Here is a 26,497-nt window from a genome sequence, read left to right on the forward strand (position 1 = left end):
GCATGATGCACACAACCCCCTTCCCTGCCCGTACACGCATCAAGATCTGCGGCCTGACGCGCGAGGCCGACGTGGACGCAGCCGTGGCCGCCGGTGCCGACGCCATCGGCTTTGTGCTGTATGCCAAAAGCCCGCGTGCAGTCAGCGTGGAGCGTGCTGCCAAGCTGGCCCGGCGCCTGCCTGCATTTGTCACGCCGGTACTGCTGTTCGTCAACGAAGAGCCTTCAAAAGTAATAGCTGCCTGCGACCATGTACCGGGCGCCATTGCTCAATTTCATGGAGATGAGTCGCCGCAGCAGTGCCTTGCCGCTACGGCGGGCGGCGCCCGTGCATTCCTGCGGGCGGCGCGCATACCCCTTGGCGACGCTGCGGCAGAGTTTGACCTCGTAGAATACGCACATCGATATTCACAAGCCAAGGCCATTCTGCTCGACGCCCATGTCGACGGATTCGGTGGTGGCGGCAAGGCATTCAATTGGTCACTGCTTCCAACAAACGTAGCCTCTCATCTCGTTTTGTCTGGTGGACTCACGCCTGCAAACGTGACCGATGGCATTGTGCAGGTCAGGCCGCGCTGCATTTCGCTCGCGGTTGATGTGAGCTCCGGCGTCGAAGCCACCGGGCCCGACGGCCAACCCGTCAAGGGCACCAAGGACGCCGACAAGATCCACCAGTTCGTCGCCGCCGTGCGTGCGGCAGACGCGCTTCTTGCACAGAACCCTTTCCATGTTTGAATACCAGCAACCCGATGCCGCAGGCCATTTCGGCCCCTATGGCGGCTCCTTCGCCAGCGAAACCCTGACCCACGCGCTCACCGAACTGCGTGAGGCCTACGACCGCTACCAGAACGACCCGGAATTCCTGCGCGAATTCCAGTACGAGCTGGCGCACTACGTGGGCCGCCCGTCGCCCGTCTACCACGCAGCGCGCATGTCGCGCGAAATGGGGGGCGCGCAGATCTACCTCAAGCGCGAGGACTTGAACCACACCGGCGCGCACAAGATCAACAACGTGATCGGCCAGGCCATGCTCGCCAAGCGCATGGGCAAGCCGCGCATCATCGCCGAGACTGGCGCTGGCCAGCACGGAGTGGCCACGGCGACCATCTGCGCGCGCTACGGCCTCGAATGCGTGGTTTACATGGGCAGCGAAGACATCAAGCGCCAGAGCCCCAATGTCTACCGCATGAAACTGCTGGGCGCCACCGTGGTGCCGGTCGAATCGGGCAGCAAGACGCTGAAGGACGCACTCAACGAAGCCATGCGCGACTGGGTGGCCAATGTGGACAACACCTTCTACATCATCGGCACCGTGGCGGGCCCGCACCCCTACCCGACGATGGTGCGCGATTTCCAGAGCGTGATCGGCAACGAATGCCTGGAGCAGATGCCCCAGCTGTTCAAAGAGCAGAACATGGCGGCCGAACAGCCCGACGCCGTCGTGGCCTGCGTGGGCGGTGGCAGCAACGCCATGGGCATCTTCTACCCCTATATCCCTTACGAGAACACGCGGCTGATCGGCGTGGAGGCTGCAGGCGAAGGCCTGGACAGCGGCAAGCACTCGGCGTCGCTGCAGCGCGGCTCCAGTGGCGTGCTGCATGGCAATCGCACCTACATCCTGCAGGATGAAAACGGCCAGATCACCGAAACCCACTCGATCAGCGCTGGGCTCGACTACCCCGGCGTCGGCCCTGAGCACGCCTGGCTGCAGGAAATCGGTCGCGCCCAGTACGTCGGCATCACCGACCAGGAGGCGCTCGACGCCTTCCACTACCTGTGCCACACCGAAGGCATCATCCCTGCGCTGGAATCGAGCCACGCCGTCGCCTACGCGATGAAGCTGGCCAAGACCATGCGCCCCGAGCAATCCATCCTCGTGAGTCTGTCCGGCCGTGGCGACAAGGACATCGGCACCGTCGCCGACCTGTCAGGCGTGGATTTCTACACCCAGCCTTCGGCCCGCGGCGTCACCGTCAAAGGAGCAGCATCCAAATGAGCCGCATTGCAGCCACGTTTGACCAGTTAACACTGGCCGGCCGCAAGGCCTTGATTCCATACGTCACGGCGGGTTTCCCGTTCGCCGACATCACGCCCGCATTGATGCACGGCATGGTGGAAGCAGGCGCCGATGTCATCGAACTCGGTGTTCCCTTCTCCGACCCGATGGCCGATGGCATCGTGATCCAGAAGGCTGGCGAAAAGGCGCTGTCGCTGGGCATTGGCCTTGCGCAGGTGCTGGCCATGGTGGCCGAGTTCCGCAAGAAGGACAGTGTCACGCCCGTCGTGCTGATGGGCTATGCGAACCCGGTGGAGCGCTATGACCAGCTTCGCGGCGCAGGGGCCTTCGTGCGCGATGCGTCAGCCGCCGGAGTGGATGGGGTGCTGGTGGTAGACTACCCGCCCGAAGAATGCGAAGCCTTTGCCGCCGATCTGCGCCAGCATGGCATGGATCTGATCTTCCTGCTGGCCCCTACATCGACGCCAGAGCGCATGCAGCAGGTAGCACGCGTGGCCAGTGGCTATGTGTACTACGTCTCGCTCAAAGGCGTGACCGGTGCCGGTACGCTGGATACCGCTGCAGTCGAGGCCATGCTGCCCAAGATCCGCGAGCATGTGCACATCCCTGTTGGCGTTGGCTTTGGCATTCGAGATGCGCAGACCGCACAGGCCATCGGCAAGGTGGCCGATGCCGTGGTGATCGGTACGCGCATCATCCAGCTGATTGAAACCCAGCCGCACGAGAAGGTCGTTCCCATCGTTTCAGACTTCTTGCGCGGCGTTCGCAAGGCGCTTGACGCATAATGCGCCCCTCGGGCCGCTCGCACTCTGGTGCTGCGGCCCACCGAGCGCAAAAGCAAAGGAAAGAACCATGTCCTGGCTAGAAAAACTGTTACCCGCCAAGATCCAGCACACCGACCCGGCAGAGCGCCGTCAAATCCCTGAAGGCCTGTGGATCAAGTGCCCCGCGTGCGAAGCGGTGCTGTACAAGACCGACCTGGAGCAGAATTTCAGCGTCTGCCCCAAATGCGGTCACCACCATCGCATGTCGGCCCGCGCGCGCCTGAACCAGTTTCTGGATGCCGAAGGCCGGTACGAAATCGGCCAGGAAGTGCTGCCAGTCGATGCCCTCAAGTTCAAGGACAGCCGCAAATACCCCGAACGCCTGAAAGAAGCGCTGGAAAACACCGGCGAGACCGATGCATTGGTGGTGATGGGCGGCTCGGTCAAGAGCGTCAACCTGGTGGCAGCCTGCTTTGAATTCGAATTCATGGGCGGCTCCATGGGCTCGGTCGTCGGAGAGCGTTTTGTGCGTGGCGTGGAAACCGCCATGGAACAGAAGGTGCCCTTCGTCTGCTTTACCGCCACCGGCGGCGCTCGCATGCAGGAAGGTTTGTTGAGCCTGATGCAGATGGCCAAGACCAATGCCGCCCTCACCCGCTTTGCCAAGAAAGGCCTGCCCTACATCAGCGTGCTGACCGACCCGACCATGGGCGGCGTGTCCGCAGGCTTTGCGTTCATGGGTGACATCGTCATGGCCGAGCCCAATGCACTGATCGGCTTTGCCGGCCCCCGCGTGATCGAGAACACCGTGCGCGTCAAGCTGCCCGAAGGTTTCCAGCGCGCCGAGTTCCTGCAGCAAAAGGGCGGCGTGGACATGATCGTCGACCGCCGTGAACTGCGTGACCGCATCTCCAGCAGCCTGGCCATGCTCCAGCGCCTGCCGGCAGACGCTGTGGCTTGACACCTGCTTCACGCACCAACCAAAAAGCCAGCCTGATCGGCTGGCTTTTTTCACGCCCGAGTACAACCAGCGCGCGATTTCCAGATTTCCAGCCTACACGGCCACCAGCAATCGCGCCTGCAGATTCGCCAGCACGATGGCCACAATCTGCAGCAACACCATCAGCACAATGGGCGACAAGTCAACCCCTCCCACCAGTGGAATGACCTTGCGCAGCGGCCGCAGCAGCGGAGCGGTGAGCTGGTAGAACACCGCCTGGATGACGGCATTGCCTGTAGACAGCCATGACAGCACGCAGTGCACCAGCAGAATGACCACCATGCTGGAAATGGCGATATTGGCCACGCCGATGGTGGCCACCACGAACACGGCGGCCACCGAAGCCACGCCACCGCCCACCAGCCACAGCAACAGGAATTGCACCCATTGCACCAGCCAGGCCCCCAACACGCTGGCCCAGTCACCACCCGGCACGGCCTTGGTGATCTTGCGCAGTGGCAACACCAGCCAGCTGGTAAGCGCCAATACCAGCTGACCGAGCGGGTTGTTGAACGAGACACGCTGGTGCTGCATGTACCAACGCAGCAGGCAGGCACCCGTCAGCAGCCCCCCGACAACATTGAGCAACAACGACAAAATCTGGAGAAGCATCGATATCCCACAAGGGCGAAGCCCTGATTGCTATATAAAATGAAGCTAAAAACCCAATGAACACGGTCGCTATTACTCTATTCTATGCGGATCATGGCAAGAAATGCATGCAAAAACCCTCCGGCCACGGCATGAAAAGCCGCGCCCCAGTCGGGCACTCCGGCTTTGGTGGACGCAGGCGCGGTCAAAAAACTTAAAATGACGGGTTTTGGCCGTTTACCAGCGCGATGCTGGCTTGCTTCATGTCTGAAAACCACACCACTCCAGAGACAGCGCCAGTTGCGCTGGACGAAAACAAACTGATTGCCGAGCGCCGCGAAAAACTCAAAGCCCTGCGCGAGGCACAGCGCGAAGGCAAAGGTGTGGCCTTCCCCAACGACTTCAAGCCTGCCGATCGTGCAGCGGCCTTGATTGCCGCGCATGATGCCACCGAGGCAGAAGCACTGGAAGCGCAGGCCGTGGCCGTGAGCGTAGGCGGCCGCATGATGCTCAAGCGCGTGATGGGCAAGGCCAGCTTTGCCACCGTGCAGGACGCTACCGGTCGCATCCAGCTGTATGTGACGCGCGATGCCGTGGGCGAAGAAGAATACGCCGATTTCAAGAAGTGGGACCTGGGCGACATCATTGGCGCCGAAGGCACGCTCATGAAAACCAAGACCGGCGAACTGTCGATCAAGGTCACCAAGATCCGCATGCTCACCAAGAGCCTGCGCCCCATGCCCGACAAGTTTCACGGCATGGCCGATCTGGAGCAGAAGGTGCGCCAGCGCTATGTCGACCTGATGACCGACGAAGACGCGCGCAAGCGCTTTGTGGCGCGCAGCAAGGCCGTGGCAGGTATCCGTGAGTTCATGGTCGAGCATGGCTTCCTGGAAGTGGAAACACCCATGCTCCACCCCATCCCAGGCGGCGCCAACGCCAAGCCGTTCATCACCCACCACAATGCGCTGGACCAGGAGATGTACCTGCGGATCGCGCCCGAGTTGTACCTCAAGCGCCTGATCGTGGGTGGCTTCGAGCGAGTGTTCGAGATCAACCGCAACTTCCGCAACGAAGGCATCTCGGTACGCCACAACCCTGAATTCACGATGATGGAGTTCTACGCGGCCTATTGGAACTACCGCGATCTGATGGACTACACCGAGCAGCTCATCCGTGACGCCGCGATGAAGGCCGTCGGCACGCTGGAACTCACCTATGGCGGCAAACCCGTCGACCTGGCCAAGCCCTTCGAGCGTCTCACCATCACCGAAGCCATCGTCAAATACACCGATGCAGGTGAGAACGTGGGCAACCGCGAGTGGCTGACCAATGCCTTGAAGAAGCTGGGCATGAAGGAAGAAAAGGACAAGCTGTCCACCCGCTCGCTGGCCAGCCTGCAGGTGCTGTACTTTGAGGAAGTGGTCGAGGAAAAGCTGTGGAACCCGACCTTCATCATGGAGCACCCCACCGAGATCAGCCCGCTGGCGCGCGCCAACGATGAGCGCCCCGAGGTGACCGAGCGCTTCGAGCTGTACATCACCGGCCGCGAATTCGGCAATGGATTCTCCGAGCTCAACGATGCCGAAGACCAGGCTGCCCGCTTCAACGCCCAGGTCGCAGCCAAGGACGGTGGTGACGACGAAGCCATGTACTACGACCACGATTTCGTGCGCGCGCTGGAATATGGCATGCCTCCCACCGGCGGCTGCGGCATCGGCATCGACCGCTTCATGATGCTGCTGACCGACAGCGCCAGCATTCGCGACATCATTCTGTTCCCGGCACTGCGCCGCGAACAGTAAGCCAGTGCGTGCCCCTCGATACGCTTCCAAAACAATAGCTTCCAGCGCTTTACCAATAAGCTCTGGGAGCTATTTTTTCATACACTCTCCGCTGCATCCTTACGGAATCTCACCCGCAGGTGTGCCCCACAAGCCCCGCTTGTGAGGCCGATATACTGGCGGCCATGCAGATTCCACACTACTGGGCGCAAACGCGCTTGCGCCATGAGACCGGTATCCGCCACGGCGTGACCGTGCAACGCTGGGGCTGGTCCGACGAGAGCCAACAGGCTGCCGAAGCCCATGCCCGCGAGCGCGCGCAGGCCGCGCTGGACCAGACGCTTGCCGCTCCCAAGCTACGCAATCTGGACGGCCACTTTCGGCGGCTGGAAGGCCTCAATGACTATGGCCTCAATGGCGAGACCCCGATCCGGGAAGAGATTCTGGAGCAGCGCGGGGAGACAGTGATGACGCGCAACAGCTACGGCGCGCACTGTCTCAATACGCCCCATGTTGCCATCGCCGATGTCGACTATCCGAAGGAGGCCCCGCCCCCGAGCCTGCGCCCCTTGGGCACCCTCGCCGTCGTAGCACTGGGCTGGTGGTTTCTGATGCAGTCCCAGGGCTGGAGCATGGTGGCCTGGGTTTCCCTCGCGATTGCCGCGCTGGTGCTGCTGCTGTGGTTCAAGCGCTACCTCAATGCTCGCCAGAGCGCGGCCAGCAGGGCCGACCCGCGTGAGGCTGCCATCCAGCGCATCACGGCATTCTCCGCCCAGCACCCTGATTGGGGATTGCGCCTCTACAGCACTCCCAAAGGATTGCGCGTCATCGTCACGCACAGGCCCATGCAATCGGCCGACGCCGATGTGCAGGCCATGTTTTCCGCGCTGCAGGTAGATCCCCTGTACCAGCGGCTGTGCGTGCAGCAGCAATGCTTTCGCGCCCGTGTCAGCGGCAAGCCCTGGCGCATGGGCATGGGAGGCCCCAGCTCACAGGTCAGGCGCTGGCCAACCACTGAAAAGCACCTCGCAGACCGCGAGCGCTGGAGCCGTTACTACGACAACAAGGCCGCGCAGTACAGCGCCTGCCAGTTCGTCAGCCAGTTGGGCGAGAGCCGGATCGCGCCCGAAGCCCAGCCATTGGTGGACTGGCACGACGAGGCCAGCCGGGCCCACAATACCGCTCTGCCCGTGGCGTAAGCGTGCGTTCTTGCCTGTGTGCTGATCGACGACCCATGCACTCGGTCCGTCGCCCGCATCAGCGCGGCTTGCCGCCATGCCATCCCTGCTGCCGTAATGCCTTTGTAGCGACAGCCTCTCCCTGATTTCTTTGCCATGTACCGATTCAAAGCACTGATCCCCGCCTGGGCCACCGAATGGATGGACATCATTGTTCCTGCCATTCAGATTGCACTGATTCTGCTGCTGTCGATCGCACTGCATTACCTCACCCGCAAGCTCATCAACCGCGCGGCGGCGCACTATAAATGGCCGCTTGAACTGGTGGTGCCAGTCAAAGGCCTGGTGCGCTGGCTCATCATCGGGGGCACCATCCTGCTGATCCTGGAGCGGCTGGGGGTGAGTGCCACCGTGCTGTGGACAGCATTTTCAGGCTTTGCCGCCGTGGGTGCCGTGGCGTTCTTCGCAGCATGGAGCGTGCTGTCCAATTTCTTCTGTGCGCTGCTCATCTTCACCGTCCGGCCCTACCGCCTGGGCGATTACATCGAAGTGCTGGACGCGCTGGACAAGCCCGGAGCCAAAGGCCGCGTGGTCGACATCAACATGCTCTACACCACGCTGGAAGACTTTTCTGCGGGCCCGGCGCACCGCATTGTTCTGCAGATTCCGAACACGCACGTCTTTCAGAAAGTGGTGCGCCGCTGGACGGACGCGCCGCCACAGCCGCTGCCGACCGAGCCCACCAAACCTGCCGAAGTACCTGCAACGGAGGCAACCGCCCCCTCTTCATCGCCTGCCCCCTGAGCCCAGGGTACCCGCCGAACCTGCGCACTGCCTGCACTCTCTGTCAGCACACACCTACCGCCATACTCCCCATCGCCTCACGCAGACAGCACTGGCCAACACCTAAGCTCAATGCATTCCATTACACAGGAGGTTTGTATGCTCAAGTGGGCCATTATCTTTGCGGTGATCTCGCTGGTCGCTGGCGTTTTCGGTTTCACCGGTGTGTCGTCGGGCGCTGCAGGGATTGCGAAAATCCTGTTCTATATCTTTATCGTGATCACCGTGATCTTCCTGGTCGTGGCCTTGCTAGGCATCGGCGCCGTGGCGTAGCAGACAGGCATTTCACTCACATGCAAAAAGCCTGCCGATGCGCAGGCTTATTGTGTGTTGGAAGCGATGGGCTGAGCGCGCAATGCTCCGAATGGCTACAGCACCTCGTCCTTGAGCTGGGGAAACACCTTGGACACCTTGGCAAGCAGGTAGTCACCATACCGGCCATTGAAGGCGTGCACATTGGCCTTGTCCCAACGCTCGCTGCTGTCGTCGCGCACGCGTGCGCCAGCCAGCCCCTCGATGCGCTGCACGCGCGCTTCAAAGTTTGGATCGAAAAACAGCGGAAACGACAGACGGTCCGTGCCAGAAGTATTGCGCCTGACGCGGTGCGGCGTGGATTTGTAGAGGCCACCCGTCATGCGGTCCAGCATATCGCCGATGTTGCAGACGAAGGTGCCGGGCAGCGGCGGCGCATCCACCCAGCCGCCTGGCGTGTGCACGGACAGGCCCCCGATCCGGTCCTGGTACAGAATCGTGAGCAAACCGTAGTCGGTATGCTCGCCCACGCCCCAGGGCGCGTCCACACCTGCAGGAACATCGATGCTCGGATAGTTGAAGATGCGAAACAGCACCAGGGGATCTGCCGTATAGCGCTGCGAGAAATAACCAGCCGGCAGGCCCAGGCTCAATGCGATGCCCTCCATCACACGATGCCCCACCTGGGTGACCGCATCCATGTACTGCAGAATGGTTTCGCGATAGCCCTCCAGCTCGGGGAACAGGTTGGGGCCGTGGACAGGCGTTCCTGCCTGCACCAGCGGGTGTTCGGCCGCCAGCTCGGTGCCCAGGTACAAGCCCTCTTTCCAGTCCGGCAGGCCCGAGGTCAGCTCCCCTCCTACCTTGAAGTATCCGCGCCATGCGCGCCCTCCCAGGGCCATGCGCCATTGCATCTTGCGCTCTTCGGGCCAGCTGAAGAACGCCTGGCTCAACGCATGCAAGCGGTCGATCAGTTCCTGCGGAACGCCATGGTGGCGGATATAGAAAAAGCCATGCTCGCGGCAGGCACTGCCAATCGCGTGCGCCACTGCAGCCCGCGCAGCATCATCGGCAACAGGATTGACCAGCGCCGCAATATCGATCACCGGCAGGCCGGCCACGGGGGAGGAAACGGTCTCGGTCGTCATGGAAATGTGGTTGCAGGCAATGCAGGGCTCAGGCTTTGTCGAACGGCGAGCGGATGTCCGCCAGGAACTTCTGCGTGCGCGGGTGCTGTGGCCTCAAAAAGAAATCCTCGGGCCTGGCACGCTCCAGCACGGCGCCCTGGTCCATGAAGATGACCTGATCGGCCACCTCTCGGGCAAAGCCCATCTCGTGCGTCACGCAGACCATGGTCATGCCGTCCTTGGCCAGATCGCGCATCACCAGCAGCACCTCGCCCACCATTTCGGGATCGAGCGCGCTGGTGGGCTCATCGAACAGCATGATCGGCGGCTTGAGCGTGAGCGCACGCGCAATCGCCACCCGCTGCTGCTGGCCGCCCGAGAGCTGATTGGGAATTGCTTCGGCCTTGTGGGCCAACCCCACGCGGTGCAGCAGTTCCATCGCACGCTCCTTGGCCTCCGCAGTGGTCATCTTCTTGAGCTGCACCGCAGCCAGCGTGCAATTCTCCAGCACCGTCAGGTGCGGAAACAGGTTGAACTGCTGGAACACGAAACCGATGCCCGCGCGCAGCTGGTTCACATCCAGCCTGGGTTCGTGCACATCCTGTCCGTCCAGCAAGATGGTGCCGGACTGGATTTCCTCCAGCCGGTTGATGGTGCGGATCAATGTGGATTTGCCCGAGCCCGAAGGCCCGCACACCACCACCACCTCTCCGGTGGGAATCGTCTCGTTGATATCGACCAGTGCGTGGTAATCGCCATACCACTTGTTCACGTTCTTCAGCTCAATCATGCGGCTACCTTCTCTACACGGCGGCTGCCCAAGCCTTTGCGCTCCAGCCGCTTCTCAATCCAAAATGCAAAACGCGACAGCCCGAAGCACAGCACGAAATAGGTCAGGCCCAGAATGCCGAATACCTGTGCCGGCTTGGTAAACACCAGGCTGTTGATCTGTGTGGCGATGAAAGTCACCTCTGCCAGCCCGATGATGTAGCCCAGCGAGGTTTCCTTGATCGTCGAGATGAACTGGTTGACCAGCGAAGGCAAGGAGTTGCGCATCGCCTGCGGCAGGATCACCGTCCGCATGGCCTTGAAGTAGGACAGCCCGAGCGAACGCGCGCATTCCATCTGCCCTTTGGGCAGGCCCTGGATACCGGCGCGCACGATCTCGGCCAGGTAGGCCGCATCAAAAATCACCAGCGCAATCAGCATGGTCCAGAACTGGTCGGTCTTGTGACCAGTCACGCTGGGCAGAAAGAAATACGCCCAGAACACCACCATCAGCAGCGGCGTTCCGCGCACCACATACACCAGTGCCGTGACCGGCCAGCGCACGATGCGCCAGGGCGAAATGCGTGCCATGCCCAGCAGCAGCCCCAGTGGCAGCGACAGCAGCAGGCCCATGACAGCCAGAATCAATGTCAGCGCCAGGCCACCCAGCGGTCCGTTGGGGTACTGCCCCACCAGAAAATACAGCCAATAAGTTTGGATGAGTTCCAGCATCTGCGTTCCTTACATCGTGCGCACCGGATAACGGTGCTGGAACCAGATGGCGGCAAAAGTGATCACCAGCGAGACGGCCAGATAGGCCACGCTCGCAAATGCAAAGGCTTCAAAGCTGCGGAAGGACTGGCTCTCCACCTGCCCGGCCTGGTACATCATCTCAGCCGCACCGATCACGGTGGCGATCGATGTGCCCTTCCACATGTTCAGGGTCTGCGAGATCAGGGGCGGCACGGTAAAACGCAATGCCTGCGGCAGTATGACCAGGCGCATCGTGCGCATGTAGGTCAGACCCAGCGCGCGCGATGCCTCCATCTGCACGGCAGGCACGGCGCGGATACCGCTGCGGATGTCCTCTGCCATATAGGCTGCGGTGTACACCCCCAAGGCCACCACGGCGCAGATCGATTCGACCGGCCCGGCGTAGAGCGCTTCCTTCCATGCTGCAGGCAAGAGCTCGGGCACGCCAAAGTACCAGAACAGCATATGCGCCAGCAGCGGAATGCTGCGGATTACCTCGACATAGGTGGCGCCAATCCAGCGCAGTGCCTTGAACGGCGACAGACGGCACAGAGCGATCACCAGACCAAGCGGCAGCGCAATCCAGAAGGCATAGAACAAGTACTGCAGCGACATCTTGAAGCCGGCCACCAACATATCGTGGTACTGGCCCGACAAGAGCATCTGCACATCAAAAGTCGTCATCTCAGATATCCAAAAACATGACAAGGCGCTGGGAGCAGCGCCTTGTCATTCACAGCGCTGGTCCGCGTTCAGTCGATCTTGTCGGTCTCGAACTTGAAGCTGCGTTTGGGCAGCTTCAGTGCGCTTTGCTGACCGAACCAATGTTCGTACATGGATTCGGCCTTGCCACCGGCTTCCAGCTCGCGCAGGGTGTCGTCCACGACCTTCTTGAGGCCGGCTTCGCCCTTCTTGATGCCCAGTGCCAGTGGCTCGGAGCTGATGCTGGTCGGCAGCATCACATAGTCCTTGCGCTGGTCACCCATCTGCACCAGCGCCCGTGCGAGACTTTGGTCCTCATTGACGAAGGCGGCTACCTTGCCCTGCTGCATCGCCACCAGTGCCTGGGGCGAAGTGTCGAAGGACACCACGGTCACGGTCGGCACGGCGTTCCTGATGTTCACTTCCATCGAGCTGCCCTTGGCCGTCGATACGCGCTTGCCAGCCAGATCGGCCACGTCCTTGATGCCGCTGCCCGCCTTGACCAGCACCTTCTGGCCCGCCACGAATGTGGTCAGCGAGAAGTCGATCTGTGCCTCACGCTCCTTGTTGTGCGTGAGGGACGCGGCCAGCAGGTCGATGTGGCCTTGCTGCAGCTCGGGGATGCGTGCTGCCAGCGTGATCTGCTTGAACACCGGCTTGACTCCTAGCTTGGCCGCCACGGCCTTGCCCAGGTCGACGTCATAGCCCGCCAGCTCGCGGGTCTTGGGGTCGATGAAGCTCAGAGGCTCGTCCGTACCGAGCACACCCACCACGAGCTCGCCCTTCTTCTGGATATCGGCCACCTGATCGGCATGCGCCATGCCACTGGCCGCTACCAGGCTGGCAACGGCTGCAATCCATACACGTCTTTTCATACCAAACTTCTCCTTGTTGTGTTCCGTTGTTTCACTCATTCTGCAATCTTGTCGCTGTCCCATTTGAAGCTGCGCGCTGGCAGCTTCAGCTTGCTTTGCTGGCCAAACCATTTTTCGTACAGGGCATTGGCAGCGCCGCTGGCCTCCATCTCACGCAGGAGGTCATCCACCATTTTCTTGAAACCGGCTTCGCCCTTCTTGATACCCAGCGCCAGGGGCTCGGTGCTCAGATTCATCGGCAGCACCCGGTAGTCCTTGCTGCGCTCGCCCAACTCGTAGTTGGCCTGCACCAGGCTGATTTCGTCGTTGACAAAGCCTACGGCCTTGCCCTGCTGCAGGGCTACAAAGGCCTGGGGCGAGGTATCAAAGGTCACGATCACTGCAGTGGGCACCACCTTGCGGATATTGACCTCCATCGTGCTGCCCTTGGCAGTCACCACACGTTTGCCTGCCAGGTCCGGCACGTCATTGATGCCACTGGTTTTCTTGACCATGACTTTCTGGCCGGTGACATAGGTGGTCAGCGAGAAATCCACCAGCGCCTCGCGCTCCTTGTTGTGGGTCAGGGCTGCGGCAAGGATGTCGACATGGCCTTGCTGCAGCTCGGGAATGCGAGCTGCCAGATTGAGCTGCTTGATGACGGGTTTGACACCCAGCTTCTGTGCGACGGCCTTGCCAATGTCCACCTCATAGCCCACCATTTCGCGGGTCTGGGGGTCGATGAAGCTGAAAGGCTCGCTGGAGCCGTAGACGCCGATGATCAACTCGCCCTTTTTCTGGATGTCGGCCAACTGGTCTGCGTTCGCCGCGCCAGCAGCCATCCATGCCAGACCGGCCACCGCTGCCATCCACACACGCCTTTTCATAGTGCTCCTTGTCATATATACGGCTCTGAATGTTCGGCCGACGCAGGGAATGGACCTTGCGTATCGGTTTCAGGCCAAAGAACACTGTAGCAGTGGCCCGGAAGGACGGGCGCTCTCGCAAACCCGATGATGCTGCAAACGCACATATGGGATCCACTTGCAGGAATGCGCGCTCCCAGAACGCGCCCTACCTGGGAGGCGGCTATCGGCTTCTTGTAAATAGCGTCCTGTAAAGTCAGTCAGCACCTGTTTCACCCTTGCAACCACATCGTCAAAGGCAAAGCGCTCTTGCGAGCGCTTTGTCACTTTCCAGGCAATCGCAGCGTGGTCACTCTGTCACTTGATCGCTGTCAAATTTGAAGTTGCGCTTGGGCATCTTCAGGGGGCTCTGCTGCCCATACCATTGCTCGTACAGGGCTTCGGCTTTGCCGCTCGCTTCCAGTTCGCGCAGCGTGCTGTCCACCACCTGTTTCAATCCACTCTCGCCCTTCCTGATGCCCAGTGCCAGAGGCTCTATGCTCAGGTTGGAAGGCAGAATCTTGTAATCCTTGCCCTTATCGCCCAGTTGCACCAGGGCGCGCACCACGCTCTTGTCATCGTTGACAAAGGCTGCGCCCTTGCCCTGCTGCAAGGCCTGGAAGGCCTGCGGTGCGGTGTCGAAGGTGATGACGGTTGCGGTGGGCACGGCCTTCTTGGTGTTGGGCTCCTGCGTGCCACCCTTGACCGTGACCACGCGCTTGCCCGCCAGATCCGGCACATCATTGATGCCACTGCTCTTCTTGACCAGCACGGTCTGGCCGGTCACAAAGGTGGTGATGGAGAAATCCAGCTGCGCTTCGCGCTCCTTGGTATGGGTGAGCGATGCGGCCAGCAGATCGACATGGCCTTGCTGCAGCTCCGGAATGCGCGCCGCCACGGTCAGTTGCTTGAACACGGGCTTGACGCCGATCTTCTGCGCGACTGCCTTGCCCAGATCCACGTCGTAGCCCACCAGTTCGCGGGTCTTGGGGTCGATGAAGCTGTTGGGCTCATCCGTGCCAAGTACGCCCACCACGAGCTCACCCTTTTTCTGAATGTCTGCCAGCAGATCTGCCTTTGCCACGCCTGTCAGCAATACCAACGCCGCCGCAGTGGCAGCCCATACACCGGTCTTCATTGCATCGTTCCTTGTTCTGTTCCGCTACCGAGCGAAATCGTGTCATAAATTCTATGGTTATGAAAAGCGATGCAATACTATTTTTAAGTCATATGAAAATTCCAAAAATCAGCCACTGCTGCCTTGGACGGCATGTGACGTCGGCAGGCCTGCTCAGTTGCACAGCGAAAAGCCTGCCAACAGACGCATCAGCGATTCCGGAGCCATCCAGTCCTGCCAGGCCCAAACCAACACGACCGCCGCCAAGCCCGCCAGCAGGGCGACCATCGCCAAACTTTTTATGCGCTTGTGCATGTGAGCCCGCCCTTTCACCGAGGCACAGACGCGAGCCGGTTTGCACGAGCCTCGCCCAGCGCCGCGTCATTGATGGGCCAGTGCAGCAGTGCTGCAAGCACTCCCAAGGCAATGGCAGCCCACCACAGCCACAGGTACGAATGGGTGACATCGTAGACCAACCCGCCCAACCACGCCCCCAGAAAGCCCCCCACCTGGTGACCAAAGAACACAAAACCAAACAAGGTGCTGAGGTAGCGTACGCCAAACACCTGTGCGATCAGGCCGTTGGTAAGTGGCACAGTGCCGAGCCACAGCAGGCCCATGGCCACAGAAAAGATATAGGCAGTGGCAGCGGAAACCGGCGTCAGCACGAACCACAGCATGATCGCCGATCGCACCAGATACAGCACCGCCAGCGCGTATTTGCGGCGCATCCAGCCGCCCGCCCAGCTGCAGGCATAGGTGCCAAACACATTGGCCAGCGCCACCAGCGCCAGGCAGATGCCGGCCTCCCGCGCCCCCAGCCCCTGGTCCAGCAGATAGGCAGGCAGATGCGCGGCAATGAAGGCGAGCTGAAAGCCACAGGCCAGAAAGCCGGCATTGAGCAGCCAGAACCCCTGGTGGCCAAAGGCCTGCTGCAGCGCGCTACGCATGTTCAAGGCAGGTTCTGCAGGTTCGGCAAGCGCCGCCTGAGAATTAGCCGCTGAGGGCTTGCGCTGGCGCAGCAACAGCGCCAGCGGGGCCGCCACTGCCATGACGGCAGCCAGCGCCAGCACTACCAGTTGCCAATTCCACTGCAGCAACAGGCTCTGGGTCAGGGGCACCATCAGAAACTGGCCCAAGCCGCCCAGTGCGCCCGCCACACCCAGCGCCCAAGGCCGTTGCGCCGGAGAAAACAAGCGGCTGAGTGCTCCATAGACCACGGCAAAGCCCGTGCCCGACAGGGCAATGCCCACCAATACCCCATCGCCCCAGGTCAACAGCCAGGTGCTTTGCGATTGCGCCATGAGCACCAGGCCCAAGGCATACAGTGCGGCGCTGGCCAGCATCACCCGTACGGCACCAAAGCGATCGGCCACCATGCCGGTGAAGGGCTGGGCCAGCCCCCACACCAGGTTCTGCAGCGCCACGGCCCAGGCGAAATCCTCACGGCTCCAGCCCCGCTCGAGAATGACAGGCTGCATCAACAGGCCCTGCACATGGCGTACGCCCAATGCGCAGCCCATGATGATGCCGCCGGCCAGCACCAGCTGCCAGCGGCGGCGCCAGACTTCGTCCTGCAAGTGGGATGGGAAATGCTTGGAATGGTTGGTCATGTTGTCCTCAGTGGGCTGCGCCGCTGCATACTGCAGCTGGCAGATCGGTGTTGCCAGGGCTCACAGCCCCTCACGCAGCAGCGAACCAGAAATGCCCTTGCGGCAGGCACCCATCGCTGGAAGGAATGTGAACCTGTCCGCACGGACAAAGGTGACGCCGCAGGCGTTGCAACAGAGTTCGAGCAATCACGGAAAATGAACATCCTGAAATTTGCGCTAGAGTGGTCTTATTACAGGCCATTGCCGGTGCATGTTCAAACGAATACTCGTCGCACTTCACATGAATTTCAGGAATGCCTAACCCACTGTCTACCCAGCCCTCGCTGGATCTGCTGCGCACCCTGGTCGCCGTTGGCCAGCGCATGAGCATCACCTTGGCGGCCCAGGATCTGTATCTGACCCAATCTGCCGTCAGCAAGCAGATCCGCCAGCTGGAACAAGCCCTGGGCGTGGCCTTGCTGGTGCGGGGCCACCGCAGCATTGCATTCACCACAGCGGGCGAGCGGCTGTATCAGAGCGCTGACCAGCATCTGCGGGCGCTGCACGGCACGCTGGCGCAGATTGCCGCACAGGGCCAGCGCCACAGCGTCACCGTCTCTGCCAGCATCGGCATTACCGCGCTGTGGTTGCTGCCACGCCTGGGGCGCTTTCAGCAGCGCTGCCCCGATGTGGATGTGCGCGTGGCTGCAGACAACCGGCTGCATGGCCCGCAGACACCGGATATCGACCTGGCCATCCGCTATTGCGCGGCGCAGGACGCCCCTGCCGGAGCGCAGCGCCTGTTTGGCGAATCACTGGTGCCGGTGGCCCACCCGTCATTGAACGCACCACGGCTGGATACACCTGCACAAGTCGCCAGCCTGGTGCTGCTGGAGTTGGACTTGCCCAACCGCCCCTGGCTGCACTGGCATGGCTGGCTGCAGGCGCAGGGCTGGCCCGCTAGCGGCACGCAGCGCATGTTGCGCTATAACCAGTACGACCAGGTGATTCAGGCAGCCATTGCCGGGCAAGGGGTGGCAATCGGCCGTTATGAGTTGATTGCCCCGATGCTGGAGGATGGGCGCCTTGTGGCGCTCGCCCCCATCGACCCCACGCTCAGCCCTTATGGCTACTGGCTGGTGCCCTTTGCCTCGGCACGCCAGCGCCATGCGGACGACGCCCAGGGCGCGCTGGCACGCTTTGCGCAATGGGTACGCGAGGAGGCTGGTGTCGTCGCCTGAAAAAGATCAGACCAGCAGGTCCAGCGCATTGCGGTAGGCAGGCTGGTGCATCAGGTCGTCCCAGGCCTGGGGCTCGGTGTCGGGCAACAGGGCCAGGCGGCGCGATTCGGAATCAGCGTCGGGCACCCAGCGGCCGTCGTGCAGCGCCGCGTCCATACCAGCCAGCAGTTCGTCCACATGTGCGCCCAGGCCCAGGCTCTGGTTGCACAGCAGCACCATGTCGCAGCCCGCATTCAGGGCCGCCAGGGCTGCGTCGGTGTAGCCGATGAGCTGGCCCCCAATGCGGCGGGCGCCTTCCATGCTGAGGTCGTCGCTGAAGATGGCGCCGTCATAGCGCAGGCGACTGCGCAGCACGTCCTTGAGCCATTTTTCGCTGAAGCCCGCGGGGCGTGTGTCGACCTTGGGGTAGATGACATGCGCTGGCATCACGGCCGTGAGCACGCTGGACAGCCAGGGGTAAGGCGCTGCGTCTTCGGCCAGAATGGCAGAAAGGCTGCGCGTGTCGACAGGAATGTCGACATGCGAATCTGCCTTGACGAAGCCATGGCCGGGAAAATGCTTGCCACAGTTGCCCATGCCCGCCTGCAGCAGGCCGTGCATCAGGCTCCGAGCGAGGGCCGCTACCACGCGTGGATCGCGGTGGAAGCTGCGGTCGCCGATGACGGAGCTTTCGCCATAGTCAAGATCGAGCACCGGCGTGAAGCTGAAGTCCACGCCACAGGCGCGCAGCTCCGCGCCCAGCACATAGCCCGCCGCAGTGGCTGCGTTCATGGCGCGCATGGCGCCGCTGCCCTCACGGTGCTTGCTGCCCTTGCCATCGTCCATCCACATCTGGCCAAAGGCGCGCATGGGCGGCAGGTGCGTGAAGCCGTCGGAGCGAAAGCGCTGCACGCGCCCACCTTCGTGATCGACACAGATCAGCAGGTCTGGCTTGACGGCCTTGATATCGGCGCACAGCTGCACCAGTGCGGAGCGGTTTTCCCAGTTGCGGGCAAACAAAATGATGCCGCCCACCAGCGGGTGAACCAGACGCTTGCGGTCCACGTCGGTAAGCTGTTTGCCGGCGATATCGATGATCAGTGGTGCGTGCATGGTCATGGGCAGGGAAATACGTAGATGAATACTATAAAAACAATAGCTATCAGTGCACAGTAGTTGAGCGCCAACAACCTGTTTGGCCTAGATTAACTTGGATTGGCGGTGCTGCTACAGTTTTTCCACCACACAGAAGCTGGCTGCGTAATCGACCTCGTCGGTCACCGTGATGTGCGCCGTGAGCCCTTGCGCAGCAAACCAGGTGGCCAGTTCACCATGCAAGGCAATGGCCGGCTTGCCGCTCGCCAGGTTGACGATTTCGCAGTGGCGCCAGGTCATGGGCATGCGCATGCCCAGCCCCACCGCCTTGCTGAAGGCTTCCTTGGCGGAAAAGCGCGTGGCAAGGTAGCGCACGCCACGGTCTGGCCAGCGCTCGGAACGGCGCCGCCATGTCGCCAACTCGCCCTCTGCCAGCACTTTGTGGGCAAAACGCTCGCCCTGGCGTTCCAGGGTGGCGCGAATGCGGCGGATATCGCAGATGTCGGTACCAATGCCGTAGATCATGATCTTGAAGAAAATCAGCCGCCAGCGCCCATCCAGTGCGCGCAGATAGCTATGATTACAGGAGCACTCCATCCGGCCGCGCCGCAAGGGAGCGCAAATAGGCGCGCACGGCTTCGGCGTAGCCCAGCTCCAGCGCATCGGTCACGAAGGCATGGCCAATAGAGACTTCGAGCACGCCCGGCACATTGGCCACAAACGGTGTGAGGTTGCGCAGACTCAGGTCGTGCCCGGCGTTCACGCCGAGGCCTGCTGCCTGCGCAGCCTGCGCGGCTGCAGCGTATCGCCGAATCTGCGCGCTCTGCTCTGGTGTGCCAAAGGCTGCGGCATAGGGCTCGGTGTACAGCTCCACCCGGTCGGCACCGACGGCCTTGGCCGCAGCCATCTGCTCGGGGATGGGATCCATGAACAGGCTCACGCGTACGCCCAGCGCCTTGCATTCAGCAATCAGAGGCTTGAGGCGCTCGGCATCCTGCGGAAAACTCCAGCCGTGGTCACTGGTGAACTGGTCTTCGCCATCGGGCACAAAGGTGGCCTGGTGCGGGCGGTACTTGCGCACGAACTCCATCAGGTTGTGAAAAGGGTTGCCTTCGATGTTGAACTCGCGGGGCACAGGCCAGGTGGCCACGACCTCGGCCAGTTTTTCCACGTCCTCGGCCCGGATGTGGCGCTCATCCGGGCGGGGGTGCACCGTGATGCCCTGGGCGCCCGCTTCCAGGCACAGACGCGCGGCGCGGGTGACACTGGGAATTCCCAGGTGACGGGTGTTACGGATCAAGGCAACCTTGTTGAGGTTGACCGACAAGGCGGTTTTCACGGGGGTGGTCATAGCGATTGGATGTCCATCATCAACTGGCGGGTACGCAGTACCGGCTGGCCGCAATGGTGTTGCAGCACAGCACGCAATTGTGCTTTTAACTCGCCCGCACACAACACGCAAGCCCTCAACACATGCGGGTATGGATTTGCAGTGTGCAGCGCAGCCTCCAGCTGCAGCCACTGGCTGCCGCAGAGGCTGGCCCGGTCATGCGGGGTGGCGGCGCGCAGCCCTCCCTCTGGCACCAGTACATAATGCGCCTTCTCCTGCACGGGCTGCAGGGAGAGGGTCTGCACCGCCAACGAAGGCAGATGGCCCAGTTCACGCAGCAGCAGCAGCTCGAAGGCGCGCAGCACAGGCTCAAGCACTTCTCCGTGGTCTGTAGCCAACACCCGCACCACCCCGGCATACATGTCGAACAGGTCGGCAAACGGGTCTTCACGTGCCAGAAGGCGCATCAGGAGTTCATTCAGGTACAAGCCGGACAGCAGGCCTTCGGCCACTGGCATGGTATGGCCGCCCACCCATTCCGCGCTTTTGAGCGTGTGAATGTCGGACGCACCGTCACCGCCAATGCCCCACGAGAGCTTGAGCGGCTGCAGCGCCAGCAACACGGGACGAAAGCTGGAGGTCGGCTTTTTCACCCCCTTGGCCACCAGAGCCACACGCCCGCGGTGGCGTGTGAAGCACTCCAGGATCAGACTGGATTCGCTCCAGTCATAGCGATGGAGGATGAAGGCGGGTTCGTCGTTGACGCGTTTGACGGCCATGGGCTTGCGGGCTGCGTGCGGGGTTCAATGCAAAGGCAGACGGCGCGAGCGCCTTCACTGGGTGCTGCTGTTTGGCAGCCTTTCAAAAGTAAGAGCTATCAGTGCACACCCATATTGGGTTTCAAAGTATTTTCTACTTCAAACCCAGTAGGAGCGCGCGCAAACAGATATGGTTTTTACCGGGCAGAAGCCACAGACACACAGCATTGCTTACTCGTAGCCAAAGGATTTGACGCGTGCCTCATCGTCTGCCCAGCCGGATTTGACCTTGACCCAGACTTCGAGAAACACCTTGGCACCCATGAGCTTTTCCAGTTCCTGCCGTGCTTCGGTACTGATGCGCTTGAGCTTTTCACCCTTTTCGCCGATCACCATGGCCTTGTGGCCGTCGCGCTCCACCACAATCGTCGCGGCAATGCGCATGAAGCGGCCGTGCGCCTTGCTCGGTTCTTCGTCGAACTTGTCGATGACCACGGTAGAGGTATAGGGCAGTTCATCGCCGGTAAAGCGGAACAGCTTTTCGCGGACAGTCTCGGCCGCCAGAAACTTTTCGCTGCGGTCGGTCAGCTCATCTGCACCATAGAACCAGGCCTGCTCAGGCAGGTATTTCTCACAGATGCCAAACAGGCGCTCGATATCACCCTTGTTCTTGGCCGACATGGGCACGAACTCGGCAAACGGATGGCGCTCCTGCATGCCCTGCAGCCAGGGCGCGATCTCGTGGCGGCGGTGCACGTTATCGAGCTTGTTGGCAATCAGCAAGGTGGGAATGCCGGGCTTGAACAGGCTCAGCACCTTGGCGTCAGCCAGCGTGAAGCTGCCCGCTTCCACCACGAACAGGATCAGGTCCACATCGCCAATCGCGCCCATGACGGTCTTGTTCAGCGATTTGTTCAGTGCCGTGGAGTGCTTGGTCTGGAATCCAGGCGTGTCGACAAACACAAACTGGGTATTGCCCCGGCTGCGGATGCCCGTGATGCGGTGCCGCGTGGTCTGCGCCTTGCGCGAGGTGATCGATATCTTCTGGCCCACCAGCGCATTCATCAGGGTGGACTTGCCCACATTGGGCTTGCCGACGATGGCGATCAGGCCGCAACGCTGGGGGCCCGTGGGTGCAACTTCTGCAGATTCCGGTTCATCTGCAGCACGCGCCACGGCCGAACCAGGCTTGGCTGCAGCGAGCATGGCATCGAGGTCGGCCATGGTCTGGCCCGATGGCAATTGGGAGGCATCCGCTGCGCCGGTGACTTGCGGTGGTGTTTTCTTGGACGTCATAAAAGCTCAGCGGTGCTGGGTTTGCAATTGTTGCAGCATGATGGCGGCAGCCGCCTGCTCTGCTGCGCGGCGCGACGGGCCCGCGCCCTGGCTCTTGGCCTTGAAGGCCGGCACGGTGCAGTCCACATGGAAAGTCTGCGCATGGGCTGCCCCCGTGGTACCGGTCACCTCATACAGAGGCACCGGCTGCTTGCGCGCCTGCAGCCACTCCTGAAGTGCCGTCTTGGCATCTTTGGAGGCAGCTGGCATGTGCTGCGAAATCTCGACGCGCTCGTACAGATGGTGCACGATTCCTTCGGCCTGGGTATAACCGGCATCCAGATACACTGCGCCGATGATGGCTTCTACGGCATCCGCCAGGATCGAAGGCCGTTCGCGTCCGCCGGATTTGGCCTCCCCTTCTCCGAGACGCAATACCTTGGCCAGCTCCAGCCGCAGGGCGATCTGGTGCAGGGTATCTTGCTTGACGAGGTTGGCGCGGATACGCGAGAGATCGCCTTCGGGCGTGGTCTTGAGCTTTTGGAACAGCATGGTCGATACCGCCAGCCCCAGAACCGAGTCGCCCAGAAATTCCAGACGCTCATTGTGCTCTGCACAAAAACTACGGTGCGTTACCGCTCGCTGCAGCAACGCACCATTCGAGAAAGAGTACTGCAGGCGTTCCTGCAATCGGCTGAGTTCTGATTCCACCTATTTCACACTATCATTAAAACGGAAGACCAAGTACACCGGCCCGTACAGCGGAATGTCGCGCTCATAGCTGTACGACACCACAATCTTGCCTTCCTGATCCTTGGTCACTTCCAGATCCTTGGCATTGACCGAAGTCATGTCATCAATGGCCTGTGCCCGTTCATAAATGGCACGCACCTCCTGAACAGTCGTTCCTTGCCGGGCGGCCTTGATGGCAGCCTTCTTGATGTTCATGTTCTCGATCACGATGGGAACGGCCTTGCTGCCCACAATTGCCAACGCCACAATGATGAAACCCCAGAGCACCAGGCCGATGAAGGACATTCCGCGCTGGCGGCTACGGGTTGTGGGTTGGTTGGCTCGCATAGACGTTCCCTCTCAAAAAGCTGTTCTAGTTAAATGACCCAATTCGCTTGATGTTACCGAAATTCATCCAGACAAAAAAGGCTTTGCCCACAATATTGGCGTCTGGCACAAAGCCCCAGTAACGGGAATCCAACGAATTGTCGCGGTTGTCACCCATCATGAAGTAATGGCCTTCCGGCACCTTGCAGACCACGCCTTCCACCGAGTAGCGGCAGTTTTCCTTGTACTTGAAGTCCGTCACGCCCTGCACGAAATTGGGCACATCGGGATTGATGATGGACCTGTGCGTCTTCTCGCCCAGCTGCTCTTCAATCTGCTTGAAGTAGCGCATTGCATCCTGCTCAAAATAGTCGGGCTGGTTGGTCGTGGGCACGGGCTTGCCATTGATCGTCAGGCGCTTGTTGATGTAGGCGACCTCGTCACCAGGCACTCCCACCACACGCTTGATGTAATCCATGCTGGGCTGCGGTGGGTAGCGGAACACCATCACATCCCCACGCTGGGGAGCATTGCCTTCGGTGATTTTCTTGTTGAGTACCGGCAGGCGCACTCCGTAGGTGAATTTATTGACCAAAATCAAGTCCCCAACCTGCAGGGTGGGAATCATCGAGCCCGATGGAATCTTGAACGGCTCGAACAGGAAAGAGCGCAGAATGAACACCACGGCAATGACCGGGAACAGGCCTGCGGTCCAATCCAGCCACCAGGGCTGCATCAGGAGACGCGTCTTGGCCTCTGCCACATCCGGGCCATCCACTTTCTGAATGCCCTGCGCAGCCAGTTGCGAGCTGCGCTCTGCCGCAGATGCCTCGAGCGCGGCCGCCGCAGCGCGGCGCTTGGGCAGGAAGTAGAAGCGCTCCGCCAGCCAGTAGGCACCCGTCACCACAGTGGCCAGGAACAGCAAAAGTGCAAAATTGCCTTCAATGGCACCCGAATACCAGGCGCCCATATAGCCCACGAAAGCGGCCAGGATCAGTGTCGTCAGGATTGGCATAGTTCTTCTGAATTATTCTTCCACTTGCAAAATCGCGAGGAATGCCTCTTGCGGCACTTCCACCGAGCCGATCTGCTTCATACGTTTCTTACCCGCCTTCTGCTTTTCGAGCAGCTTGCGCTTACGCGTGATGTCGCCGCCATAGCACTTGGCCAGCACGTTCTTGCGCAGCGCCTTGACGGTCTCCCGCGCAATGATGTTGGCGCCGATGGCAGCCTGGATGGCCACGTCGAACTGCTGGCGGCTGATGATTTCACGCATCTTGGCCACCACGGCCCGGCCCCGGTACACCGACTGCGAGCGGTGCACGATGATGGACAGCGCATCGACCTTGTCGCCATTGAGCAGGATATCGACCTTGACCACATCGGAGGCACGGTACTCCTTGAACTCGTAGTCCATGGACGCATACCCGCGCGACACCGACTTGAGCTTGTCGAAGAAGTCGAGCACGATCTCGCCCAGCGGCATCTCGTAGGTCAGCATGACCTGGCGGCCGTGGTACTGCATGTTCATCTGCACGCCGCGCTTCTGGTTGGCCAGGGTCATGACCGGGCCCACGTAATCCTGCGGCATGTACAAATGCACCGTCACGATGGGTTCGCGCACCTCTTCGATGCGGCCGGTTTCGGGCATCTTCGATGGGTTTTCCACATCGATGACCTCGCCATCGCCCTTGACCACCTGGTAGACCACGCTGGGCGCGGTGGTGATCAGGTCCTGGTCGAACTCGCGCTCCAGGCGCTCCTGCACGATTTCCATGTGCAGCAGGCCCAGAAAGCCGCAGCGAAAGCCAAAGCCCAGCGCCTGCGAGACTTCGGGCTCGAACTGCAGCGATGAATCGTTGAGCTGCAGCTTTTCCAGCGCATCACGCAGCTGGTCGTATTCGGACGCTTCGGTCGGGTAGAGCCCCGCAAACACCTGAGGCTTGATTTCCTTGAAGCCCGGCAGCGCCTCGCTGGCAGGGCCCAGATTGTTGGGCAGCTTCTTTTCCAGCGTGATGGTGTCACCCACCTTGGCAGCCTTCAATTCCTTGATGCCGGCGATGATGTAGCCCACCTCCCCCGCCCTGAGTGACTCGCGCGGCTGGTTGGCAGGGGTGAACACGCCGACGTTGTTGGCCTCATAAGCGGCACCGCTGGCCATCATCTTGAAGCGCTCACCCTTTTTCAGTTCCCCATCGACCACGCGCACCAGCATCACCACGCCGACGTAGGTGTCGAACCAGCTGTCGATGATCATCGCACGCAGCGGGGCATCAGGCTTGCCCTTGGGTGGTGGCACCTTGGCCACGACCGCCTCCAGGATCTCGTCGACGCCCATGCCAGTCTTGGCCGAGCAGGGAATGGCATCGCTCGCGTCGATACCGATCACATCCTCGATTTCGGCCTTGGCATTGTCCGGATCGGCCTGGGGCAAGTCCATCTTGTTGAGCACGGCCATCACTTCCACGCCCAGATCGAGCGCGGTGTAGCAGTTGGCCACGGTCTGCGCTTCAACGCCCTGCGAGGCATCCACTACCAGCAGCGCACCTTCGCAGGCAGACAGGGAACGGCTCACTTCGTAGGAAAAGTCCACGTGGCCGGGGGTGTCGATCAGGTTCAGGTTGTAGACCTGGCCATCCTTGGCCTTGTACTGCAGCGCGGCTGTCTGGGCCTTGATGGTGATACCGCGCTCTTTCTCGATGTCCATCGAGTCCAGCACCTGGGCCTCCATCTCGCGTTCGGCCAGGCCCCCGCAGCGCTGGATCAAGCGATCCGCCAAAGTGGATTTGCCATGGTCAATGTGGGCAATGATGGAAAAATTACGAATGTGCTGCATCAACTAACAACAATAGAAAGGCCGGAGAAGCAGATGCTTCCCAACGGCGGGCACGCCAAAGCGGCGGGCAAAGCCAGCCGAAAGCAAGCATTGTAGGCAAAAAGCAAAGCACCCCAAGCCTGCTGGCACGGCAACCGCATTTTCACGATCCGGAAAAGGACCTCGCCCTGCCTAGCCCTGTGGCTCCACACTTCTAGGCCTGATGTTCTCCGGCAATGATCTGCCCAATCGACAACTCATTGCCACTGGGGTCGGCCATACGGAAATCGCGCATGCCATACGGACGGTCTCCAATGGGAACGACAATCCTGGCGCCAGCTTCCACAAGCTCCTGGTAGTAGGCATCTACTGCCGAGACCCGAAAACAGGCGTGCGAAGCACCAGCTGGACTGGCTCCTGCGCGCTGTATCAGTGTGATTTCTACGCAGTCCCGGCACACAGCGGCAATATCTGGTGGGTCGCCCCAGGACCAGGCTACGTCAAATCCAAGCACATCCCGATAGAAGTCCATCGACTGCTGCAGATTTGTGACCGAAAAGATGGGAGAGACCGATTCGAATTTCATAGGTACCGCCTGTCTGGATAGCCACCAGCATCACCGCCTTTGCATCAACGCGCAAGCTTCTCCACCCCGATGCATTTCCAGCGTGCTGATCTTCATGCAGAAACTGCATGGCC

At 61.1% G+C, this 26,497-nt stretch carries 29 protein-coding genes; 9 read left to right on the forward strand and 20 right to left on the reverse strand.

All coding sequences use genetic code 11. The annotated features are described in order from the left end of the window. Positions 1–2: 2 nt before the first annotated feature. The 4 genes from ABIE32_RS11430 to accD all read left to right on the forward strand — a co-directional run bounded on the left by ABIE32_RS11430 (position 3) and on the right by accD (position 3,741). On the forward strand, positions 3–734 hold the full coding sequence (locus tag ABIE32_RS11430) for a phosphoribosylanthranilate isomerase (RefSeq protein WP_224151535.1): 732 nt from the start codon (positions 3–5) through the stop codon (positions 732–734). Beyond that, entirely contained in the window at positions 727–1,995 is a 1,269-nt protein-coding gene (trpB, locus tag ABIE32_RS11435; RefSeq protein WP_224151534.1) for a tryptophan synthase subunit beta, read from the forward strand. Before ABIE32_RS11430 ends, trpB begins: the two co-directional genes overlap by 8 nt. Then, positions 1,992–2,801, forward strand: a complete 810-nt coding sequence (trpA, locus tag ABIE32_RS11440) for a tryptophan synthase subunit alpha (protein WP_429016199.1) — start codon at positions 1,992–1,994, stop codon at positions 2,799–2,801. The genes trpB and trpA overlap by 4 nt, the downstream gene beginning before the upstream one ends. 67 nt (positions 2,802–2,868) lie before the next feature. Then, on the forward strand, positions 2,869–3,741 hold the full coding sequence (accD, locus tag ABIE32_RS11445) for an acetyl-CoA carboxylase, carboxyltransferase subunit beta (RefSeq protein ID WP_224151532.1): 873 nt from the start codon (positions 2,869–2,871) through the stop codon (positions 3,739–3,741). Between the two features lie 93 nt (positions 3,742–3,834). Here accD and ABIE32_RS11450 read toward each other — a convergent pair whose 3' ends face one another. Next, entirely contained in the window at positions 3,835–4,392 is a 558-nt protein-coding gene (locus ABIE32_RS11450) for a YggT family protein (protein ID WP_429016201.1), read from the reverse strand. 242 nt (positions 4,393–4,634) lie between these two features. Here ABIE32_RS11450 and lysS point away from each other — a divergent pair, with 242 nt between their 5' ends. The 4 genes from lysS to ABIE32_RS11470 all read left to right on the forward strand — a co-directional run bounded on the left by lysS (position 4,635) and on the right by ABIE32_RS11470 (position 8,449). Then, the gene (gene lysS / locus ABIE32_RS11455) at positions 4,635–6,176 is read left to right on the forward strand and encodes a lysine--tRNA ligase (protein WP_224151530.1); all 1,542 of its coding nucleotides are present in this window, start codon (positions 4,635–4,637) and stop codon (positions 6,174–6,176) included. Positions 6,177–6,340: 164 nt separating this feature from the next. Continuing rightward, positions 6,341–7,354, forward strand: coding sequence for a hypothetical protein (locus tag ABIE32_RS11460; protein WP_429016203.1), 1,014 nt, complete (start codon positions 6,341–6,343; stop codon positions 7,352–7,354). 135 nt (positions 7,355–7,489) lie between these two features. After that, complete coding sequence (locus tag ABIE32_RS11465) at positions 7,490–8,137, forward strand: mechanosensitive ion channel domain-containing protein (RefSeq protein WP_429016206.1); 648 nt, start codon at positions 7,490–7,492, stop codon at positions 8,135–8,137. A 138-nt stretch (positions 8,138–8,275) separates the two neighbouring features. Beyond that, positions 8,276–8,449 carry a DUF1328 domain-containing protein gene (locus ABIE32_RS11470; RefSeq protein WP_224151527.1) on the forward strand — a complete coding sequence of 58 codons (174 nt, stop codon included), beginning with the start codon at positions 8,276–8,278 and terminating at the stop codon, positions 8,447–8,449. Between the two features lie 95 nt (positions 8,450–8,544). Here ABIE32_RS11470 and ABIE32_RS11475 read toward each other — a convergent pair whose 3' ends face one another. The 9 genes from ABIE32_RS11475 to ABIE32_RS11515 form a co-directional block, all read right to left on the reverse strand. Continuing rightward, a complete protein-coding gene (locus ABIE32_RS11475) occupies positions 8,545–9,576 on the reverse strand; it encodes an isopenicillin N synthase family dioxygenase (protein WP_429016207.1) in 1,032 nt (343 codons plus the stop codon). Between the two features lie 28 nt (positions 9,577–9,604). Beyond that, positions 9,605–10,345 carry an amino acid ABC transporter ATP-binding protein gene (locus ABIE32_RS11480; protein WP_224151525.1) on the reverse strand — a complete coding sequence of 247 codons (741 nt, stop codon included), beginning with the start codon at positions 10,343–10,345 and terminating at the stop codon, positions 9,605–9,607. Further along, positions 10,342–11,055, reverse strand: a complete 714-nt coding sequence (locus ABIE32_RS11485) for an amino acid ABC transporter permease (RefSeq protein WP_377779458.1) — start codon at positions 11,053–11,055, stop codon at positions 10,342–10,344. The genes ABIE32_RS11480 and ABIE32_RS11485 overlap by 4 nt, the downstream gene beginning before the upstream one ends. A gap of 9 nt (positions 11,056–11,064) precedes the next feature. Next, entirely contained in the window at positions 11,065–11,760 is a 696-nt protein-coding gene (locus tag ABIE32_RS11490) for an amino acid ABC transporter permease (protein WP_224151523.1), read from the reverse strand. Between the two features lie 68 nt (positions 11,761–11,828). Continuing rightward, complete coding sequence (locus ABIE32_RS11495) at positions 11,829–12,653, reverse strand: ABC transporter substrate-binding protein (RefSeq protein WP_224151522.1); 825 nt, start codon at positions 12,651–12,653, stop codon at positions 11,829–11,831. Positions 12,654–12,688: 35 nt separating this feature from the next. Beyond that, complete coding sequence (locus ABIE32_RS11500; protein WP_377779457.1) at positions 12,689–13,519, reverse strand: ABC transporter substrate-binding protein; 831 nt, start codon at positions 13,517–13,519, stop codon at positions 12,689–12,691. A 328-nt stretch (positions 13,520–13,847) separates the two neighbouring features. After that, positions 13,848–14,675: an ABC transporter substrate-binding protein gene (locus ABIE32_RS11505; protein ID WP_429016213.1), complete on the reverse strand. Its 828-nt coding sequence runs from the start codon at positions 14,673–14,675 to the stop codon at positions 13,848–13,850. A 153-nt stretch (positions 14,676–14,828) separates the two neighbouring features. Further along, the gene (locus ABIE32_RS11510; protein ID WP_429016216.1) at positions 14,829–14,969 is read right to left on the reverse strand and encodes a hypothetical protein; all 141 of its coding nucleotides are present in this window, start codon (positions 14,967–14,969) and stop codon (positions 14,829–14,831) included. Positions 14,970–14,983: 14 nt separating this feature from the next. After that, entirely contained in the window at positions 14,984–16,267 is a 1,284-nt protein-coding gene (locus ABIE32_RS11515) for an MFS transporter (RefSeq protein WP_429016218.1), read from the reverse strand. A gap of 293 nt (positions 16,268–16,560) precedes the next feature. On the opposite strand from ABIE32_RS11515, the gene ABIE32_RS11520 reads away from it, so the two are divergent. Continuing rightward, a complete protein-coding gene (locus ABIE32_RS11520; protein ID WP_429016221.1) occupies positions 16,561–17,487 on the forward strand; it encodes a LysR substrate-binding domain-containing protein in 927 nt (308 codons plus the stop codon). A 6-nt stretch (positions 17,488–17,493) separates the two neighbouring features. Here ABIE32_RS11520 and nagZ read toward each other — a convergent pair whose 3' ends face one another. The 10 genes from nagZ to ABIE32_RS11570 form a co-directional block, all read right to left on the reverse strand. Next, positions 17,494–18,585: a beta-N-acetylhexosaminidase gene (nagZ, locus tag ABIE32_RS11525; RefSeq protein WP_429016224.1), complete on the reverse strand. Its 1,092-nt coding sequence runs from the start codon at positions 18,583–18,585 to the stop codon at positions 17,494–17,496. 108 nt (positions 18,586–18,693) lie between these two features. After that, positions 18,694–19,086, reverse strand: a complete 393-nt coding sequence (gene acpS / locus ABIE32_RS11530) for a holo-ACP synthase (protein WP_224151516.1) — start codon at positions 19,084–19,086, stop codon at positions 18,694–18,696. A gap of 55 nt (positions 19,087–19,141) precedes the next feature. Then, on the reverse strand, positions 19,142–19,912 hold the full coding sequence (locus tag ABIE32_RS11535; protein WP_429016227.1) for a pyridoxine 5'-phosphate synthase: 771 nt from the start codon (positions 19,910–19,912) through the stop codon (positions 19,142–19,144). Then, a complete protein-coding gene (gene recO, locus ABIE32_RS11540) occupies positions 19,909–20,670 on the reverse strand; it encodes a DNA repair protein RecO (protein WP_224152581.1) in 762 nt (253 codons plus the stop codon). Before recO ends, ABIE32_RS11535 begins: the two co-directional genes overlap by 4 nt. Before the next feature lie 210 nt (positions 20,671–20,880). Further along, on the reverse strand, positions 20,881–21,873 hold the full coding sequence (gene era / locus ABIE32_RS11545) for a GTPase Era (protein ID WP_429016457.1): 993 nt from the start codon (positions 21,871–21,873) through the stop codon (positions 20,881–20,883). Between the two features lie 78 nt (positions 21,874–21,951). Beyond that, on the reverse strand, positions 21,952–22,635 hold the full coding sequence (gene rnc / locus ABIE32_RS11550) for a ribonuclease III (protein WP_429016229.1): 684 nt from the start codon (positions 22,633–22,635) through the stop codon (positions 21,952–21,954). Then, a complete protein-coding gene (locus ABIE32_RS11555; protein WP_429016231.1) occupies positions 22,636–23,004 on the reverse strand; it encodes a DUF4845 domain-containing protein in 369 nt (122 codons plus the stop codon). Between the two features lie 25 nt (positions 23,005–23,029). Further along, a complete protein-coding gene (lepB, locus tag ABIE32_RS11560) occupies positions 23,030–23,998 on the reverse strand; it encodes a signal peptidase I (RefSeq protein WP_224151512.1) in 969 nt (322 codons plus the stop codon). A gap of 12 nt (positions 23,999–24,010) precedes the next feature. Further along, entirely contained in the window at positions 24,011–25,819 is a 1,809-nt protein-coding gene (gene lepA, locus ABIE32_RS11565; RefSeq protein WP_224151511.1) for a translation elongation factor 4, read from the reverse strand. Between the two features lie 193 nt (positions 25,820–26,012). Then, the gene (locus ABIE32_RS11570) at positions 26,013–26,384 is read right to left on the reverse strand and encodes a glyoxalase superfamily protein (protein ID WP_429016234.1); all 372 of its coding nucleotides are present in this window, start codon (positions 26,382–26,384) and stop codon (positions 26,013–26,015) included. Positions 26,385–26,497 lie beyond the last annotated feature (113 nt).

It is taken from the genome of Comamonas sp. 4034, assembly GCF_050434545.1.
Classification (GTDB): domain Bacteria; phylum Pseudomonadota; class Gammaproteobacteria; order Burkholderiales; family Burkholderiaceae_C; genus Comamonas; species Comamonas odontotermitis.

Bases quoted from the DNA above. Each gene is read 5' to 3' on its own strand.
- ABIE32_RS11535 (WP_429016227.1), bottom strand. From the start codon at position 19,912: ATGACCACCCCCGTGAAAACCGCCTTGTCGGTCAACCTCAACAAGGTT.
- nagZ (WP_429016224.1), bottom strand. From the start codon at position 18,585: ATGACCATGCACGCACCACTGATCATCGATATCGCCGGCAAACAGCTT.
- lepB (WP_224151512.1), bottom strand. From the start codon at position 23,998: ATGCCAATCCTGACGACACTGATCCTGGCCGCTTTCGTGGGCTATATG.
- lysS (WP_224151530.1), top strand. From the start codon at position 4,635: ATGTCTGAAAACCACACCACTCCAGAGACAGCGCCAGTTGCGCTGGAC.
- ABIE32_RS11460 (WP_429016203.1), top strand. From the start codon at position 6,341: ATGCAGATTCCACACTACTGGGCGCAAACGCGCTTGCGCCATGAGACC.
- ABIE32_RS11505 (WP_429016213.1), bottom strand. From the start codon at position 14,675: ATGAAGACCGGTGTATGGGCTGCCACTGCGGCGGCGTTGGTATTGCTG.
- accD (WP_224151532.1), top strand. From the start codon at position 2,869: ATGTCCTGGCTAGAAAAACTGTTACCCGCCAAGATCCAGCACACCGAC.
- acpS (WP_224151516.1), bottom strand. From the start codon at position 19,086: ATGATCTACGGCATTGGTACCGACATCTGCGATATCCGCCGCATTCGC.
- ABIE32_RS11480 (WP_224151525.1), bottom strand. From the start codon at position 10,345: ATGATTGAGCTGAAGAACGTGAACAAGTGGTATGGCGATTACCACGCA.
- ABIE32_RS11490 (WP_224151523.1), bottom strand. From the start codon at position 11,760: ATGACGACTTTTGATGTGCAGATGCTCTTGTCGGGCCAGTACCACGAT.
- ABIE32_RS11515 (WP_429016218.1), bottom strand. From the start codon at position 16,267: ATGACCAACCATTCCAAGCATTTCCCATCCCACTTGCAGGACGAAGTC.
- trpA (WP_429016199.1), top strand. From the start codon at position 1,992: ATGAGCCGCATTGCAGCCACGTTTGACCAGTTAACACTGGCCGGCCGC.
- ABIE32_RS11430 (WP_224151535.1), top strand. From the start codon at position 3: ATGATGCACACAACCCCCTTCCCTGCCCGTACACGCATCAAGATCTGC.
- ABIE32_RS11470 (WP_224151527.1), top strand. From the start codon at position 8,276: ATGCTCAAGTGGGCCATTATCTTTGCGGTGATCTCGCTGGTCGCTGGC.
- ABIE32_RS11495 (WP_224151522.1), bottom strand. From the start codon at position 12,653: ATGAAAAGACGTGTATGGATTGCAGCCGTTGCCAGCCTGGTAGCGGCC.
- ABIE32_RS11520 (WP_429016221.1), top strand. From the start codon at position 16,561: ATGCCTAACCCACTGTCTACCCAGCCCTCGCTGGATCTGCTGCGCACC.
- ABIE32_RS11555 (WP_429016231.1), bottom strand. From the start codon at position 23,004: ATGCGAGCCAACCAACCCACAACCCGTAGCCGCCAGCGCGGAATGTCC.
- ABIE32_RS11500 (WP_377779457.1), bottom strand. From the start codon at position 13,519: ATGAAAAGGCGTGTGTGGATGGCAGCGGTGGCCGGTCTGGCATGGATG.
- trpB (WP_224151534.1), top strand. From the start codon at position 727: ATGTTTGAATACCAGCAACCCGATGCCGCAGGCCATTTCGGCCCCTAT.
- ABIE32_RS11465 (WP_429016206.1), top strand. From the start codon at position 7,490: ATGTACCGATTCAAAGCACTGATCCCCGCCTGGGCCACCGAATGGATG.
- ABIE32_RS11485 (WP_377779458.1), bottom strand. From the start codon at position 11,055: ATGCTGGAACTCATCCAAACTTATTGGCTGTATTTTCTGGTGGGGCAG.
- ABIE32_RS11450 (WP_429016201.1), bottom strand. From the start codon at position 4,392: ATGCTTCTCCAGATTTTGTCGTTGTTGCTCAATGTTGTCGGGGGGCTG.
- recO (WP_224152581.1), bottom strand. From the start codon at position 20,670: ATGGCCGTCAAACGCGTCAACGACGAACCCGCCTTCATCCTCCATCGC.
- era (WP_429016457.1), bottom strand. From the start codon at position 21,873: ATGGCCGACCTCGATGCCATGCTCGCTGCAGCCAAGCCTGGTTCGGCC.
- lepA (WP_224151511.1), bottom strand. From the start codon at position 25,819: ATGCAGCACATTCGTAATTTTTCCATCATTGCCCACATTGACCATGGC.
- ABIE32_RS11475 (WP_429016207.1), bottom strand. From the start codon at position 9,576: ATGACGACCGAGACCGTTTCCTCCCCCGTGGCCGGCCTGCCGGTGATC.
- ABIE32_RS11510 (WP_429016216.1), bottom strand. From the start codon at position 14,969: ATGCACAAGCGCATAAAAAGTTTGGCGATGGTCGCCCTGCTGGCGGGC.
- ABIE32_RS11570 (WP_429016234.1), bottom strand. From the start codon at position 26,384: ATGAAATTCGAATCGGTCTCTCCCATCTTTTCGGTCACAAATCTGCAG.